This window comes from Pseudomonas sp. FG6, from assembly GCF_057809015.1.
Map to the genome: position 1 here is coordinate 53,980 of NZ_JBMDJD010000008.1, position 13,697 is coordinate 67,676.

Sequence of the window (13,697 nt, forward strand, 5' to 3'; positions counted from 1 at the left end):
GCGATTGGCTTATAAGAAGTAATCGTTGTTGGGTTCAGCACAAGAAAAGCCGATGCTCGCTGCAGCGTCAAATAGTGAGGCGTGCCGATTTCGAATTTTTTACCATAGGTGTTATTGCATTTCGGACTAGGGTTTGAACGAAAAGACGCGCATGCACTTTTCGTACAAGCCCTGGTAACGCCAGATGCGCCCAAACCTTCGTAACCAGGCAAGGCCAAATGACTCCTTCTACAACCTGCTCCGCTCTACTCGCCCTGACGCTCTCCCTACTGTGCGGGTCCGTGCAGGCGGGAACATGGCAGATCTGCCGCCTGGAGCTGCGCGTCACTGAAGTCGTGAAAAATCCCTACCCGCAGCTCAGGGCGCAGGTCCTGAAGGTCCGTCCGGCATCACCTGCCGTGCAATGCCCGGAGGCCGGCGCGACGATCGCTTTCACGCCTGAAACGCCTGATTACCAAGCCACCCTTGCGCGCAAGCAATGGCCCGCCAAAGGGCAGTCGCTGCGGGTCGACTACCGGTACCTGGATGGCATCTGCAAAGGCGACGGCAACTCCCATGCGTGTCGTATCAAGCACTACCCCGTGGTCAGTCATTAGGCAATGACAAGGCGAGGCCGCCAGCGGCACTCGTCATCGCGCAGACGATCCGGGCACATTCGTGCCCATGCCCAGCGGCAAGAAGGGTCGAATTTCCTCGATTTCCTCGGCGCTCAGCTGCAGCTGTGCACCGGCGACCAGCCCATCGACCTGGGCGCGGCGACGCGCACCGACGATGGCGCCGGTCACGACCGGCTTGCGCAGCACCCAGGCAATGGCGACGGCGGCCGCACTCACCCCGTGCCGTTCGCCGATACCGGCCAACACCTCGACCAATGCCAGGTTCGCGCTCAAGCGCGGTTCCTGGAAATCCGCGCTACGCGCCTTGCGCCAATCGTCGTCGGGCAACTGCGCAATGCGCTCGCGCGTCATGCTGCCGGACAGCAGCCCCGATTGAAGGGTGGAATAGGCCAGCACGCCCATCCCGGCCTCTTCGCAAAAGGGCAGGACGTCTTGCTCGATGTCCCGCATCAAGGCGGAATAAGGCGGCTGGAGTGAAGCGATCTCGGTCACCGCCTGTGCCCGCTTGAGTTGCGCGACGTCGAAATTCGAGACGCCAATAGCCCGGATTTTCCCCTGTTCACGCGCGGTCGCCAGCGCCGAAAGCGCCATTTCTATCCCTTCACTGCTGCCGTCGGCAGGAAAGGCTGGCCAATGGATCTGATAAAGATCGATCGTTTCGACCTGAAGCCGGCGCAAGCTTGCATCGATCTCGGCGAGCAACGATTCAGGCGCCAGCGAGTGTGAGATCGCCTTGGTAACCGGATCCCAGACCAGGCTGCCTTTAGTGAACACCAACGGACGCCGCGATGCCGGCATCCGACGCAACAGCTGGCCGACCAACTGCTCGGCATGGCCCAGGCCATAAACCGCTGCCGTGTCGATCCAGTTCACCCCGCGTTCGACGGCATATTCAAGGGCGCCCAGGCTGTCCTCGTCTTCCTGCGCACCCCAACTGTATTCCCAGCCGGTGCCGGCAATGGCCCAGGTACCCAGGCCAATGGGCGAAATCAGGATATCCGACGATCCAAGTCGATTCTTTTGCATAGCGAGTGTTCTCCACAGATGAATGTGGGCAGTATCCGGAAGTGATCTCATGACGATAAGATGGATAATCGTATTTGAACTACTGAACAGCATTCATGAATAAACACCCTGACCTTTCCGAACTGGATGCCTTCGCCGCCGTCGCTCGGCATCGCAGCTTTCGCAAGGCCGCCGACGAGCGTGGCGTTTCGGCCTCGGCATTGAGTCACGCGATGCGCGCGCTGGAAGCACGCCTGGGTGTCAGGCTGCTCAACCGAACCACCCGCAGCGTGACCCCGACCGAGGCCGGCCACCAACTGTTGGCCACGCTGACCCCGGCCCTGCAACAGGTGGCCGATGCGCTGGCGCAATTGACCTCGATGCAAGACGTGCCCACCGGCAAGCTTCGCCTCAACATGGCGCGGCCGGCGGCCCGTGCGGTATTTGCGAAAGTGCTCGCACCGTTCGTGGCCAAATACCCACGTATCCAACTGGACCTGATCACCGATGATGGCTTGACCGACATCGTGAACGACGGGTTTGACGCCGGCGTCCGCTTTGGCGAAAACCTGGCCGGCGACATGATCGCCGTCCCTGTCGGCCCTCCTCAATCCTTCGTGACCGTTGCTTCACCGGCTTACCTGGCCACAAACGGGCCCGTCCAGGCGCCCCGCGACTTGCTAAACCACGCCTGCATCGCCCGGCGTTTCCCCAGCGGTAAACTGTACGCCTGGGAATATCAGGCCGATGGGCAACCGATCCGTTTGTCCGTCACCGGCCCGCTCATTCTTGAGGACGATGCGCTGATGATCCAGGCCGCGAAAGATGGCGCCGGGATTGCCTACGTCTACGAAGAGCTGGTGCGCGATGACATTCGCAATGGGCATCTCACGCAAGTGCTAGCGCCCTGGAAAGCGCCGCCAAGCCGGTTCTTCCTCTACTACCCCAGCCGACGCCATGTGCCACCGGCCCTCAAGGCGCTCATCGAGTTCATCCGGGCGGATGCGGGGCGACGCTGAAACCGGCGGGCAAAAAAAGCCCCGCGACCGAATACGGTGCGGGGCAAGGGAATTGGTTGGTTGCGGCCAACCAAAGGAGCGCGGTGCAAACCGTTACGTGTCGCCGTCAGAGGCAGTCCTGTGCGGCACGTTCAAAACTCGAAGGCAGCAAGTTGGAGGCCAGCAAGTGGCGCTCGTAGAGGAACACCTTGCCACCCTCCCCAGCCTTGTAGGCTTCCAGCACGTTGTCCGCCGAAACCTTGCTCGGCACCACGATCCGGTAGCTGCGCGAGGTCTGCGAGACGGTGGGGCTCAACGCGCTGCCTTGCAATTTAGGCACGACGCAGTCGGCGTACTGGGCTGGCGTCTTGCTGGTCTGCATGGTCAGGGTCGGGTCGTTCGGCGCGGAGGCACAACCGGCGAGCAACAATGAGGCAAACGCCAGGGAGAGCGAAAATAAAGGGCGCATGGGTCTATCCTGAAAATAAAATACTGGGCTGCGTGTTCGATGGCGGTGATTTTCCAGTGATTGTCGGCAAAGCAGAACTTGCATTTGGTAATGGTCACTATTACTCCTAGCAATAGTTGCGCGCCCTGCCGTCCAATACGCATCCTTGGGAACGATTGATGAGGCCTCTGCATGAGAACATTTGACCTGATTCGCGACGCGGTACTCCCCGATTTCCGGGAGCGGGTGGCCGATTACCTGGTCCAGTACGAAAGCGTGCTGTTGAGCAGCACTGAACCCGACCCGGAGCTCAAACGGGCTACGGCTCATCAGTTGCGCGGTTACCTGCGCGGGTTGAACACCACGCGCGTGCTGGGGATGGCGGACTGGGAGGAGCTGGATCGGCGGGTGGTGAATACCTGGCTTTAGTGACAGCAGGCTGGACTCATTGTGGCTGCGACCCAACACTCGCTTGCGCCCGGTCCACCAGCCGTTGCACCCACGCGGCGTCCTGTTCGTTGACCACGCCATAGCGATTCGGCGGTAAGAAATTCCAATGGTGGGCAGCCTCGGCAAGGCGCTTGATCTCATCGGCTGACAGCCAGTACGACGTGTCCACCAACGGCATCGGCGCACCGTCGAAACGCCGCCCCAGCGCCAGGTTCGTGCCGGGGGCGAAGGCAATCGCCAGTTGCTGATGGGGTTGCAGGCGCTTGTCCGGCGCCGGCATTTGCCCTACTCGCCCGTAGGTGAAGTCGCCCGAAAATTGCTCCGTGAGCACCAGCCAGTGCCCCGCCGCGGTCTTGGCCAGAATCCATTGCGATACACCGCTGTCTTGCACACATTTCAGCTTGCCGTCGATCCACTGCATGAGGGTGTTGCAGTCCGGATCATAGTTGTTGGACCACAGGTTGATGCCGGAGGCCAAGGTGTGGCGTTCAAGCTCGACCTGTCCTTGCGCTGGCATCGATTGCCAATAACGCTGGGTCGGGTCGCGTGTATCGCGCAAGAAATTACGCAGGCCCCAGGCCGCCATGAACAGCAAGGTGGCGAGCGCAAGCCAACCGAGGGAGGCCCCGGCGATCCGATCAAGGTCGGCGCTGGGCGCGAATAACCCTTGATAGAGCAGCAGGCCCGGTAGAAACACGATAGCCGGCAGCACAGGGCCCAGGCACAACGGCGGCACCAGCACCATGATCCAGCTGAAACGGTGCATGGACGCCCGCTCATGCGCCCACGCCTGCTCCTGGGGCAGCATCGGCGCCTGTTCCCGGGGGCCGACGCCGGGGTCCGGGGTTTGAAAGCGCTTAAACAATGTGTAGGTGTCGTCACTCATGAATCAGATCATGCTCTTGAAGTCATCTGGGTCGAGCCACCCTTTCGGGCGCCCTTTGACGCTGGAGCAAGGGCATTATCCGGAAAACCAAGCGCTTTGTAGACATCCATTCATGCCTTAATAATTTGGCGCTCCTGTGGCGAGGGAGCTTGCTCCCGCTGGGCTGGTCCGACGCCTCGGGCGCAGCAGCCCCTCTCCCTCCATAAACTCAATAACCTGACACACCTGGGTGGTAGATTTCAGGGCCGCTTCGCGCCCCAGCGGGAGCAAGCTCCCTCGCCACAAGAGCGGTTCGGCAGTGAATCACTGAGTGACCGTATTTACCCCCTGCTGATATTCCCGAGGCGTGCAGCCAAATTCGCGGCGAAACACCGTGTGCAGGTACTGCGCCGATTTGAAGCCGCAATCCTGCGCAATGTCGGCAATCGGCAAGTCGGTGTTTTCCAGGCTGTTGGCGGCCGCCGCGAGTTTGAAGCGCAGGATTTCGTCGTGGACGCTGCACCCCCGCACCTTGCGAAAGTGCGCTTCCAAGGATGAGCGCGACACCCCCACATAGGCCGCCACCTGCGCGGTCTTGATGCCCTGGCAGGCGTACTGGCGGATGAACAGCAAGGCCTGCATCACATAAGGGTTGCCCAACGGTTGATGCAGGCTCGACACCTGGACGTTGATCGCGTCGGGCGGCACCAGTATCTGCGTGCCGGTGGAGGGCATGCCGTGCAGCATTTGATGGAGCAGGCGCGCGGCAGTACGGCCCATGGTTTCGGTGCCCTGGATCACCGAACTGAGTGGCACCCGCGTCAGGCTGCGGGTCAGCGGGTCGTTGTCGATGCCGATCAACGCGACTTGCTCCGGCACGGCAATGCCGGCGGTGAGGCAGGCTTGCAACAGTTGCCTTGCGCGCGCGTCGCTGACGGCGATGATGCCGATGGGCTTGGGCAGGCTTTGCAGCCAGGCGATCTGTTGTTCGACGGCGCTGTCCCAGAGCGGCGCGCTGGTGCCCATGCCCCGGTAGATCTCGACCGGCAAGCCGTCGCGTTGCAGCAATCGGCGAAAGGCTTTTTCCCGTTCCTGGGCCCAGCGATTGGATTGCGCCTCGGGCAGGCTGAAGCAGGCAAAACGCGTCAATCCGGCCTCGATCAGGTGCGCGTAGGCCAGCCGGATCAATGCCTCATTGTCGGTGGCGACATAAGGGATGCCCTTGGGATAGGCCCGCTCATCCTGGTAAGAACCGCCCACCGCCACCACCGGCAACTTGATCCCGGCCAGTGCCTCGCCAATCAGCGGGTCATCGAAATCGGCAATGATCCCGTCGCCCTGCCAACGCTCGATGCCTTTGAGGCGACAGAGAAAGTCCTCCTCGAGGAACAAGTCCCAGGACGCGCGCGTGCTGCTCAGGTAGTTACCGATGCCGCTGATGATGCCACGGTCGTAGATCTTACTGCCGTTGAACAACAGTGCGATGCGGTGAACGGGCGGGACGGTCTTCATGGGTTTCACCCTGTACGAGTGCACACAGACTAGGCGCGCAAACGGCGAATCTCAATACTCAAAATCGAACGACCAATTGGTGATTTTCATAATCAGCAGCCCAGGGGCCAGCGTTAGTATCGAGACACCGCCAAGAATAAAAAGGAAACCGCTCATGCCGTACTTTCCCGGTGTCGACAAGATCCGCTACGAAGGCCCCGCCAGCGACACGCCCCTTGCGTTCCGGCACTACGACGCCGACAAGCTCGTCCTCGGCAAACCCATGCGCGAACACCTGCGCATGGCGGTCTGCTACTGGCATACCTTCGTCTGGCCGGGGTCGGATGTGTTCGGCGCGGGCACCTTCCGGCGCCCATGGCAACACACCGGGGATCCGATGGAAATGGCCATCGGCAAGGCCGAAGCGGCGTTCGAATTCTTCTCCAAGCTGGGCATCGACTACTACTGCTTCCACGACACCGATGTCGCTCCGGAAGGTCATTCGCTCAAGGAGTACCGCAACCACTTCGCGCAGATGGTCGATCACTTGGAGCGCCACCAGGAACACACCGGGATCAAGCTGCTGTGGGGCACCGCCAACTGCTTCAGCAATCCGCGCTTTGCCGCCGGCGCCGCCAGTAACCCGGACCCGCAAGTGTTCGCCTGCGCTGCCGCGCAAGTGTTCAGCGCCATGAACGCCACGCAGCGCCTCAAAGGCTCCAACTACGTGCTGTGGGGCGGCCGTGAAGGCTACGAAACCCTGCTCAATACCGACTTGAAACGCGAGCGCGAACAACTGGGTCGCTTCATGCGCATGGTGGTCGAACACAAGTACAAGATCGGCTTTTCGGGTGACTTGCTGATCGAACCCAAGCCCCAGGAGCCGACCAAACATCAGTACGATTACGACAGCGCCACGGTGTTCGGCTTTTTGCAGCAGTTCGGCCTGGAGAAGGAAATCAAGGTCAACATCGAGGCCAACCATGCAACCCTGGCCGGGCACAGTTTCCACCACGAAATCGCCACGGCCATTTCGCTGGGGATCTTCGGCAGCATCGACGCCAACCGTGGCGATCCACAGAACGGCTGGGACACCGACCAGTTCCCCAACAGCGTCGAGGAGATGACCCTGGCCACCTACGAAATCCTCAAGGCCGGGGGGTTCGGTCACGGCGGCTTCAACTTCGACGCCAAGGTCCGGCGCCAGAGCCTGGATGAACTCGACCTGTTCCATGGTCACGTCGCCGCCATGGACGTACTCGCCCTGTCCCTGGAGCGCGCAGCGGCCATGGTGCAGAACGATCAGTTGCAGGCCTTCAAGGACCAGCGCTATGCCGGCTGGCAACTGCCGTTTGGCCAAGCGGTGCTGGCCGGTGATTTCAGCCTTGAATCGCTGGCCGAGCACGCCTTTACCAACGACCTCAATCCCCAGGCCGTCAGCGGGCGGCAGGAGATGCTCGAGAACGTGGTCAACCGGTTTATCCATCGCTGACCATGGGCAATGCGAGGGGCGTCGGGGTTGTTACATTCTCGCGACAAATCTGTGCCCACGGCGCCCCGCGACTCTCTACAGTTCTACCGGTATCACGCTCATCGTCAGGCAGTGTCTTTCAAACAACAATAAAAGGACGCACCACATGAAAACATTCAAACGCACCCTGCTCGCCGGCGCCCTCGCCCTGCTCTCCCTGCCGGTCATGGCCGACGCAGCCCACCCGAAAATCGGTTTTTCCATCGATGACCTGCGCCTGGAACGCTGGTCGCGGGACCGCGATTATTTCGTGGCGGCGGCGGAAAAACTCGACGCCAAGGTCTTCGTCCAATCGGCCGACGCCAACGAGCAGAAGCAGATCTCGCAGATCGAGAACCTCATTTCCCGTGGCGTCGACGTGATCGTCATCGTGCCGTTCAACGCCACCGTGCTGACCAACGCCGTCGCCGAAGCCAAGAAGGCCGGGATCAAGGTGGTGTCCTATGACCGGCTGATCCTCAACGCCGACATCGACGCCTACATTTCCTTCGACAATGAAAAGGTCGGCGAGATGCAGGCCAGCGGCGTGCTCAAGGCAGCACCGAAGGGCAACTACTTCTTGCTCGGCGGGGCTCCCACCGACAACAACGCCAAGGTGCTGCGCGAAGGCCAGATGAAGGTGCTGCAACCGGCCATCGACAAGGGTGACATCAAGATTGTCGGCCAGCAGTGGGTCAAGGAATGGAACCCCACTGAAGCCCTGAGCATCGTGGAGAACGCCCTGACCCGTAACGGCAACAAGATCGACGGCATCGTCGCCTCCAACGACGCCACCGCTGGCGGCGCGATCCAGGCCCTGGCCGCGCAGCAAATGGCCGGCAAGGTGCCCATCTCCGGCCAGGACGCCGACCTGGCGGCGGTCAAGCGCGTGCTCGACGGCACCCAGACCATGACCGTCTACAAGCCGCTGAAACTGATCGCCAGCGAAGCCGCCAAGCTCTCGGTGCAACTGGCGCGCAACGAAAAACCGACCTTCAGCTCGCAGTACGACAACGGCAGCAAGAAAGTCGACACCATCCTGCTCACGCCGACGCCGTTGACCAAGGACAACATCGACCTGCTGGAAAAGGACGGGTTCTACACCAAGGCGCAACTGGCTGGGCAGTGACCAAAGCACAAATCTTTGGTTAAGCGAAGATCCTGTGGGAGCAAGCTCGCTCCCACAGGTTCCGTGACTGACTGGCATCGGGGTGATGCCTGAGCCCTTTTCATACGAGCCCTCCCCATGTCCGACTACCTGCTGCAAATGAACGGCATCGTCAAAACCTTCGGCGGTGTCAAAGCCCTCAACGGCATCGACATCAAGGTCCGGCCGGGGGAATGCGTCGGCCTGTGCGGTGAGAACGGCGCCGGCAAATCCACGCTGATGAAAGTGCTGTCGGCGGTCTATCCCCATGGCACCTGGGACGGTGAAATCCTCTGGGACGGCCAACCGCTCAAGGCGCAATCGATCAGCGAAACCGAAGCCGCCGGGATCGTCATCATTCATCAGGAACTGACCCTGGTCCCCGACCTGTCGGTGGCCGAAAACATCTTCATGGGCCACGAGCTGACGCTGCCCGGCGGGCGCATGAACTACCCGGCGATGATCCACCGCGCCGAAGCCCTGATGCGCGAGCTCAAAGTGCCGGACATGAACGTCTCGCTGCCGGTGTCGCAGTATGGCGGTGGCTACCAGCAGCTGGTGGAAATCGCCAAAGCGCTGAACAAGCAGGCGCGGCTGCTGATTCTCGACGAGCCCTCCTCGGCCCTGACCCGCGCCGAAATCGAGGTGCTGCTGGACATCATCCGCGACCTCAAGGCCAAGGGCGTCGCCTGCGTCTACATCTCCCACAAGCTCGATGAGGTGGCCGCCGTGTGCGACACCATCTCAGTGATCCGCGACGGCAAGCACATCGCCACGACCGCCATGGCGGACATGGACATCCCCAGGATCATCACCCAGATGGTCGGGCGGGAAATGAACAACCTCTACCCCACCGAACCCCATGCCGTCGGTGAGGTGATTTTCGAGGCGCGCCACGTCACCTGCTACGACGTCGACAACCCCCGGCGCAAACGGGTCGACGACATTTCCTTCGTCCTCAAGCGCGGCGAGATCCTCGGCATCGCCGGGCTGGTGGGCGCCGGGCGCACGGAACTGGTCTCGGCGCTGTTCGGCGCCTACCCCGGGCGCTACGAGGGCGAGGTCTGGCTGGACGGCCAGCCGATCGACACCCGCACCCCGCTCAAAGCCATTCGCGCCGGCCTGTGCATGGTCCCCGAGGACCGCAAGCGCCAAGGCATCATTCCGGACCTCGGCGTGGGTCAGAACATCACCCTGGCCGTGCTGGAGAATTTCTCGAAGCTGACCCGCATCGACGCCGAGGCCGAGCTGGGCAGCATCGACAAGGAAATCTCGCGCATGCACCTCAAGACCGCGAGCCCGTTCCTGCCCATCACCAGCCTCTCCGGCGGCAACCAGCAGAAAGCCGTGCTGGCGAAGATGCTGCTGACCAAACCCCGCGTACTGATTCTCGACGAGCCCACCCGTGGCGTGGATGTCGGCGCCAAGTACGAGATCTACAAACTGATGGGCGCGCTGGCGGCCGAGGGCGTGTCGATCATCATGGTTTCCTCGGAACTGGCCGAAGTGTTGGGGGTGTCCGACCGCGTGCTGGTGATTGGCGAAGGCCAGTTGCGCGGCGACTTCATCAACCACGAACTCACCCAGGAACAGGTGCTCGCCGCCGCGCTCAGCCATAACAATAATGATCGGAAGTCCGCGTAGATGAATCAGGTCAAACAACTCTTTTCCCGCTACAAGATGCTCGCCCTGGTAATCGCCGTCGCGGTGATCTGGCTGTTCTTCAGTTGGCAGACCGACGGTGGGTTCATGACCCCGCGCAACCTCTCCAACCTGCTGCGGCAGATGTCCATCACCGGGATCCTCGCCTGCGGCATGGTGCTGGTGATCATCAGCGGCGAGATCGACCTGTCGGTCGGCTCGTTGCTCGGCCTGCTGGGCGGGCTGGCGGCGATTCTCGACGTGGTCTATCACATTCCGCTGCTGGCGAACCTGAGCCTGGTGGCCCTGTGCGGCTTGGTGATTGGCTTGGGCAACGGCTACATGACCGCGTACCTGCGCATCCCCTCATTCATCGTCGGCCTGGGCGGCATGCTCGCGTTTCGTGGGGTCCTGCTTGGGGTGACAGGCGGCACCACCATCGCCCCGGTGTCACCGCAACTGGTCTACGTCGGCCAGGGTTACTTGCCGCACACGGTCGGGACCGGCCTCGGCATCCTGCTGTTCGCCCTGACCCTTTTCCTGACCTGGAAACAGCGGCGCAATCGCGCGCTCCATGGCCTGGCAGCCCACTCCCTGGCGCGGGACGTATTGCGCGTGGTGGTGATCGGCGTGGTGCTGGCCGGTTTCGTCCAGACCCTCAACAGCTACGACGGCATTCCGGTGCCGGTGCTGCTTCTGCTGATTCTGCTGGGGGTGTTCAGCTACGTCACCAGCCAGACCGTGTTCGGTCGGCGGGTCTATTCGGTGGGCAGCAACATGGAAGCCACGCGCCTGTCCGGGATCAACGTGCAGGCGGTGAAACTGTGGATCTTCGGCATCATGGGCGTGATGTGCGCCCTGGCCGGCGTGGTCAACACCGCCCGCCTGGCCGCCGGCTCACCGTCGGCGGGCAACATGGGCGAACTCGACGCCATCGCCGCCTGCTTCATCGGCGGCACCTCCATGCGCGGCGGCTCCGGCACCGTCTACGGTGCCCTCCTCGGCGCCCTGGTCATCACCAGCCTGGACAACGGCATGTCGATGCTCGACGTGGACAGCTACTGGCAGATGATCGTCAAGGGCAGCATTCTGGTGCTGGCGGTGTGGGTGGACGTGAGTACGCGGACGGGGCGGCGTTGACCGACCGGCGTCACTTGCTCGCAGAGGCCATCAGCACGCCGAAGCCCAGGAAGGTGGCACCCGACAGCCGGCCAACGATCCTCGCGCCCTTGTTCGAGGTGAGCCAGCCCCTGGCACTGTGCGCCATCAGGGCATAGCCGGAATGCACCAATATCACGATCAAACTGTAGGAGGAGACCAGCATGAAAAACTGGCGGTAGTACTCCCCCTCGGCGTGGATGAACTGCGGGAAGACCGCCAGGAAAAAGAAACCCGCCTTGGGGTTGAGCAACTGGATCGACAACGCCTCGATGAATCGCCGCCATGGACGCGGCGACGTGTCCTTGAGTTCCGGAATGAAGCGCTGGGTGCGCCACATCTTGATCCCCAGGTACAGCAAGTACGCCGCGCCAATGTACTTGAGCACCGTGAAGGCCGTCGCCGACGCGGCCAGGATCAAACCCAGGCTGCTGGCGCAAATACCCGCCACGATAAAAGCGCCTGAAGCAATACCCAGGATGCCCGGCAACGCACCGCTCCAGCCATGGCGCAAGGCATTGGAAAGCGTCAGCACCACACCGGGCCCGGGGCTGAGCACCGTCAGGGTCGCCAAAATCAGGAAAAGTCCATAGCCGGCCATTTGATCACTCCAGTTTGAAAGGCGCATTGAAACGGTTTGCAGCTTGGCTTGTAGGCGTTCGGCTGGCAAATGTTTTGTGGCGCTGGGTAACAACCTCAGGCCCTGTGGGAGCAAGGCTTGCCCGCGATGAAGTTGACGCCGTTTTCCGGGGAACCGAGGTGCCTGTATCGCGAGCAAGCTTTGCTCCCACAGAAGAAACCCACGCGGCAACAGGCCTTCCGAAAATCTCGTAGGAATTTACCTCCCGTGGCGAGGGAGCTTGCTCCCGCTGGGCTGCGAAGCGGCCCCAAACCAGACACCTCGTTTCCCCAGGCACGCCTTGGGCCGCGGTTTTACGGCTGCTGCGCAGCCGAGCGGGAGCAAGCTCCCCACACCGTACTCGGGCCAACCGCAAGACACAGGCGCACCACCGCGTCCACCGCGTTGAGTCATCGGGACGAGCGCGTCAGAAACGGTAGCTGACCGACGCACCCAGACCGCTGGCGCTGTTCTTGTACTTGGAACTGTAGGCGCCCCGGGTGGCAGAGCTGTCGTTCACGCGAACGCTCTCTTCCCACAGATAGGAGTAGGCGACGTCGATCGTGACATCGTCCACCGGCGTCCATCCCGCACCGAAGCTGATCACCTTGCGGTCACCCGTAGGGATGCGCGGTCCACGATTGGTGTTGTTGGCCGGCGACTGATCCACCGAAAAGCCGGTGCGAAGCACCCATTGGTCATTGAGCCGATACGCCGTTCCGATGGCGTGAGCCCAGGTATCGTGCCAGTTCTGCTCTTCGGACACAGTGCCCAACTGGCCGGCCAGTATGGGCGGCAACCCACTGTTTTCGATGGTGAGTTCCTTGAAGCGACTCCAGCGCGTCCAGGTGCTCCCCAGGTACAGGGTCCAGTCGCTATTCAACTGATGAGTCATCGACAAATCCACGGACTCCGGGGTGTCCACCTCCAGCGAAGCGTCATAGCTGCGGCCGCTGAGGCCCAACACGCTGAAGATGCCGTCAGTCACCTTGGTCTTGGCATCCAATTCATAGCTGACCTTGGAGTGGTAGGTCATGCCCAGGCGAGTTCGGTCCGTAGCCTGCACCAGGACACCAGCGTTGAAACCCAGGGCCGTATCGTCACCGTTGCTTTTGAGTTTTCCGTCATTACGACCAGGACTGAGTGGGTTGAGCACCATCCCGGTCAGCTCACCGCTGATACGGTTGATGGTCGGGCCGAACCCGATCGAGACCTTGTCGTTGAAGGCATAACTGATGGTGGGCTGGAACGTGAGTGTCGTGACTTCACTCTTGTTGGCGTAGTAGCGCCCGGCAAAGCCGCTGCCGTAATCGGTTCTCAACCCGAACGGCACGTAGAACCCGACGCCGAACGCCCAATGTTCATCGATGGGCTTGACGTAGTACCCCATAGGCACCGTGGTCGTTGGCACCATGTCCCCATCTTCCTGCCCACCGAAGGTGCTGCGGGTCTGGCTGATGTCAGACTTCGCAAACAACGCTGCGCTCCCTACGCTGACCTGCTCTTGCTTCAATCGAGACATGCCCGCCGGGTTACCGAACACGGTGCTTGCGTCTTCTGCGGCAGAAGAGCGACCGGCAAACCCCGCCCCCATCCCACTGACACTTTGTTCATTCAGGGCGAAACCGCTCGCCAGTACATGGGAAGTGGCGAGCGCGACAGCGAGACCCAATGGGGTCCTGAGTATTGTTTTTTTCATTATTGGAGCTCTTAGGTGTGTAGCCAGGGGGCATGGAACGGTTGTGTTG

13 protein-coding genes are annotated in these 13,697 nt (G+C 61.6%); 7 read left to right on the top strand and 6 right to left on the bottom strand.

Features of this window, described 5'->3' with window-relative positions; translation table 11 throughout:
• The first annotated feature begins 218 nt into the window (after positions 1 to 218).
• Positions 219 to 596: a hypothetical protein gene (locus ACODSJ_RS07265; protein WP_489101069.1), complete on the top strand. Its 378-nt coding sequence runs from the start codon at positions 219 to 221 to the stop codon at positions 594 to 596.
• Positions 597 to 629: 33 nt separating this feature from the next.
• Here the strand turns inward: ACODSJ_RS07265 and ACODSJ_RS07270 are convergent, their stop codons facing one another.
• Positions 630 to 1,643 (bottom strand): aldo/keto reductase, encoded by a 1,014-nt coding sequence (locus ACODSJ_RS07270; protein ID WP_489101070.1) that lies wholly within the window; start codon positions 1,641 to 1,643, stop codon positions 630 to 632.
• Positions 1,644 to 1,738: 95 nt separating this feature from the next.
• On the opposite strand from ACODSJ_RS07270, the gene ACODSJ_RS07275 reads away from it, so the two are divergent.
• Positions 1,739 to 2,641: a LysR family transcriptional regulator gene (locus ACODSJ_RS07275; protein WP_489101071.1), complete on the top strand. Its 903-nt coding sequence runs from the start codon at positions 1,739 to 1,741 to the stop codon at positions 2,639 to 2,641.
• Positions 2,642 to 2,747: 106 nt separating this feature from the next.
• Here the strand turns inward: ACODSJ_RS07275 and ACODSJ_RS07280 are convergent, their stop codons facing one another.
• The gene (locus ACODSJ_RS07280) at positions 2,748 to 3,089 is read right to left on the bottom strand and encodes a hypothetical protein (protein WP_489101072.1); all 342 of its coding nucleotides are present in this window, start codon (positions 3,087 to 3,089) and stop codon (positions 2,748 to 2,750) included.
• A gap of 171 nt (positions 3,090 to 3,260) precedes the next feature.
• On the opposite strand from ACODSJ_RS07280, the gene ACODSJ_RS07285 reads away from it, so the two are divergent.
• Complete coding sequence (locus ACODSJ_RS07285; protein WP_489101073.1) at positions 3,261 to 3,497, top strand: hypothetical protein; 237 nt, start codon at positions 3,261 to 3,263, stop codon at positions 3,495 to 3,497.
• A 16-nt stretch (positions 3,498 to 3,513) separates the two neighbouring features.
• On the opposite strand, the gene ACODSJ_RS07290 is transcribed toward ACODSJ_RS07285, so the two are convergent.
• Entirely contained in the window at positions 3,514 to 4,404 is an 891-nt protein-coding gene (locus ACODSJ_RS07290; protein ID WP_489101074.1) for a hypothetical protein, read from the bottom strand.
• Between the two features lie 303 nt (positions 4,405 to 4,707).
• The gene (locus tag ACODSJ_RS07295) at positions 4,708 to 5,895 is read right to left on the bottom strand and encodes a XylR family transcriptional regulator (protein ID WP_489101075.1); all 1,188 of its coding nucleotides are present in this window, start codon (positions 5,893 to 5,895) and stop codon (positions 4,708 to 4,710) included.
• Positions 5,896 to 6,049: 154 nt separating this feature from the next.
• Between ACODSJ_RS07295 and xylA the strand changes: the two genes are divergently transcribed.
• The 4 genes from xylA (at position 6,050) to ACODSJ_RS07315 (ending at position 11,312) form a co-directional block, all read left to right on the top strand.
• Complete coding sequence (gene xylA / locus ACODSJ_RS07300; RefSeq protein WP_489101076.1) at positions 6,050 to 7,366, top strand: xylose isomerase; 1,317 nt, start codon at positions 6,050 to 6,052, stop codon at positions 7,364 to 7,366.
• Between the two features lie 145 nt (positions 7,367 to 7,511).
• Positions 7,512 to 8,513, top strand: a complete 1,002-nt coding sequence (gene xylF, locus ACODSJ_RS07305) for a D-xylose ABC transporter substrate-binding protein (RefSeq protein WP_489101077.1) — start codon at positions 7,512 to 7,514, stop codon at positions 8,511 to 8,513.
• 117 nt (positions 8,514 to 8,630) lie between these two features.
• Positions 8,631 to 10,175, top strand: a complete 1,545-nt coding sequence (gene xylG, locus ACODSJ_RS07310; RefSeq protein WP_489101078.1) for a D-xylose ABC transporter ATP-binding protein — start codon at positions 8,631 to 8,633, stop codon at positions 10,173 to 10,175.
• Positions 10,176 to 11,312 (top strand): sugar ABC transporter permease, encoded by a 1,137-nt coding sequence (locus tag ACODSJ_RS07315; protein ID WP_489101079.1) that lies wholly within the window; start codon positions 10,176 to 10,178, stop codon positions 11,310 to 11,312.
• A gap of 10 nt (positions 11,313 to 11,322) precedes the next feature.
• On the opposite strand, the gene ACODSJ_RS07320 is transcribed toward ACODSJ_RS07315, so the two are convergent.
• Entirely contained in the window at positions 11,323 to 11,931 is a 609-nt protein-coding gene (locus ACODSJ_RS07320) for a LysE family translocator (RefSeq protein WP_489101080.1), read from the bottom strand.
• 445 nt (positions 11,932 to 12,376) lie between these two features.
• Complete coding sequence (locus ACODSJ_RS07325; RefSeq protein ID WP_489101081.1) at positions 12,377 to 13,648, bottom strand: OmpP1/FadL family transporter; 1,272 nt, start codon at positions 13,646 to 13,648, stop codon at positions 12,377 to 12,379.
• Positions 13,649 to 13,697 lie beyond the last annotated feature (49 nt).

Bases quoted from the DNA above. Each gene is read 5' to 3' on its own strand.
- ACODSJ_RS07275 (WP_489101071.1), top strand. From the start codon at position 1,739: ATGAATAAACACCCTGACCTTTCCGAACTGGATGCCTTCGCCGCCGTC.
- ACODSJ_RS07290 (WP_489101074.1), bottom strand. From the start codon at position 4,404: ATGAGTGACGACACCTACACATTGTTTAAGCGCTTTCAAACCCCGGAC.
- ACODSJ_RS07315 (WP_489101079.1), top strand. From the start codon at position 10,176: ATGAATCAGGTCAAACAACTCTTTTCCCGCTACAAGATGCTCGCCCTG.
- ACODSJ_RS07270 (WP_489101070.1), bottom strand. From the start codon at position 1,643: ATGCAAAAGAATCGACTTGGATCGTCGGATATCCTGATTTCGCCCATT.
- xylG (WP_489101078.1), top strand. From the start codon at position 8,631: ATGTCCGACTACCTGCTGCAAATGAACGGCATCGTCAAAACCTTCGGC.
- ACODSJ_RS07280 (WP_489101072.1), bottom strand. From the start codon at position 3,089: ATGCGCCCTTTATTTTCGCTCTCCCTGGCGTTTGCCTCATTGTTGCTC.
- ACODSJ_RS07295 (WP_489101075.1), bottom strand. From the start codon at position 5,895: ATGAAGACCGTCCCGCCCGTTCACCGCATCGCACTGTTGTTCAACGGC.
- xylA (WP_489101076.1), top strand. From the start codon at position 6,050: ATGCCGTACTTTCCCGGTGTCGACAAGATCCGCTACGAAGGCCCCGCC.
- ACODSJ_RS07320 (WP_489101080.1), bottom strand. From the start codon at position 11,931: ATGGCCGGCTATGGACTTTTCCTGATTTTGGCGACCCTGACGGTGCTC.
- ACODSJ_RS07325 (WP_489101081.1), bottom strand. From the start codon at position 13,648: ATGAAAAAAACAATACTCAGGACCCCATTGGGTCTCGCTGTCGCGCTC.
- xylF (WP_489101077.1), top strand. From the start codon at position 7,512: ATGAAAACATTCAAACGCACCCTGCTCGCCGGCGCCCTCGCCCTGCTC.
- ACODSJ_RS07265 (WP_489101069.1), top strand. From the start codon at position 219: ATGACTCCTTCTACAACCTGCTCCGCTCTACTCGCCCTGACGCTCTCC.
- ACODSJ_RS07285 (WP_489101073.1), top strand. From the start codon at position 3,261: ATGAGAACATTTGACCTGATTCGCGACGCGGTACTCCCCGATTTCCGG.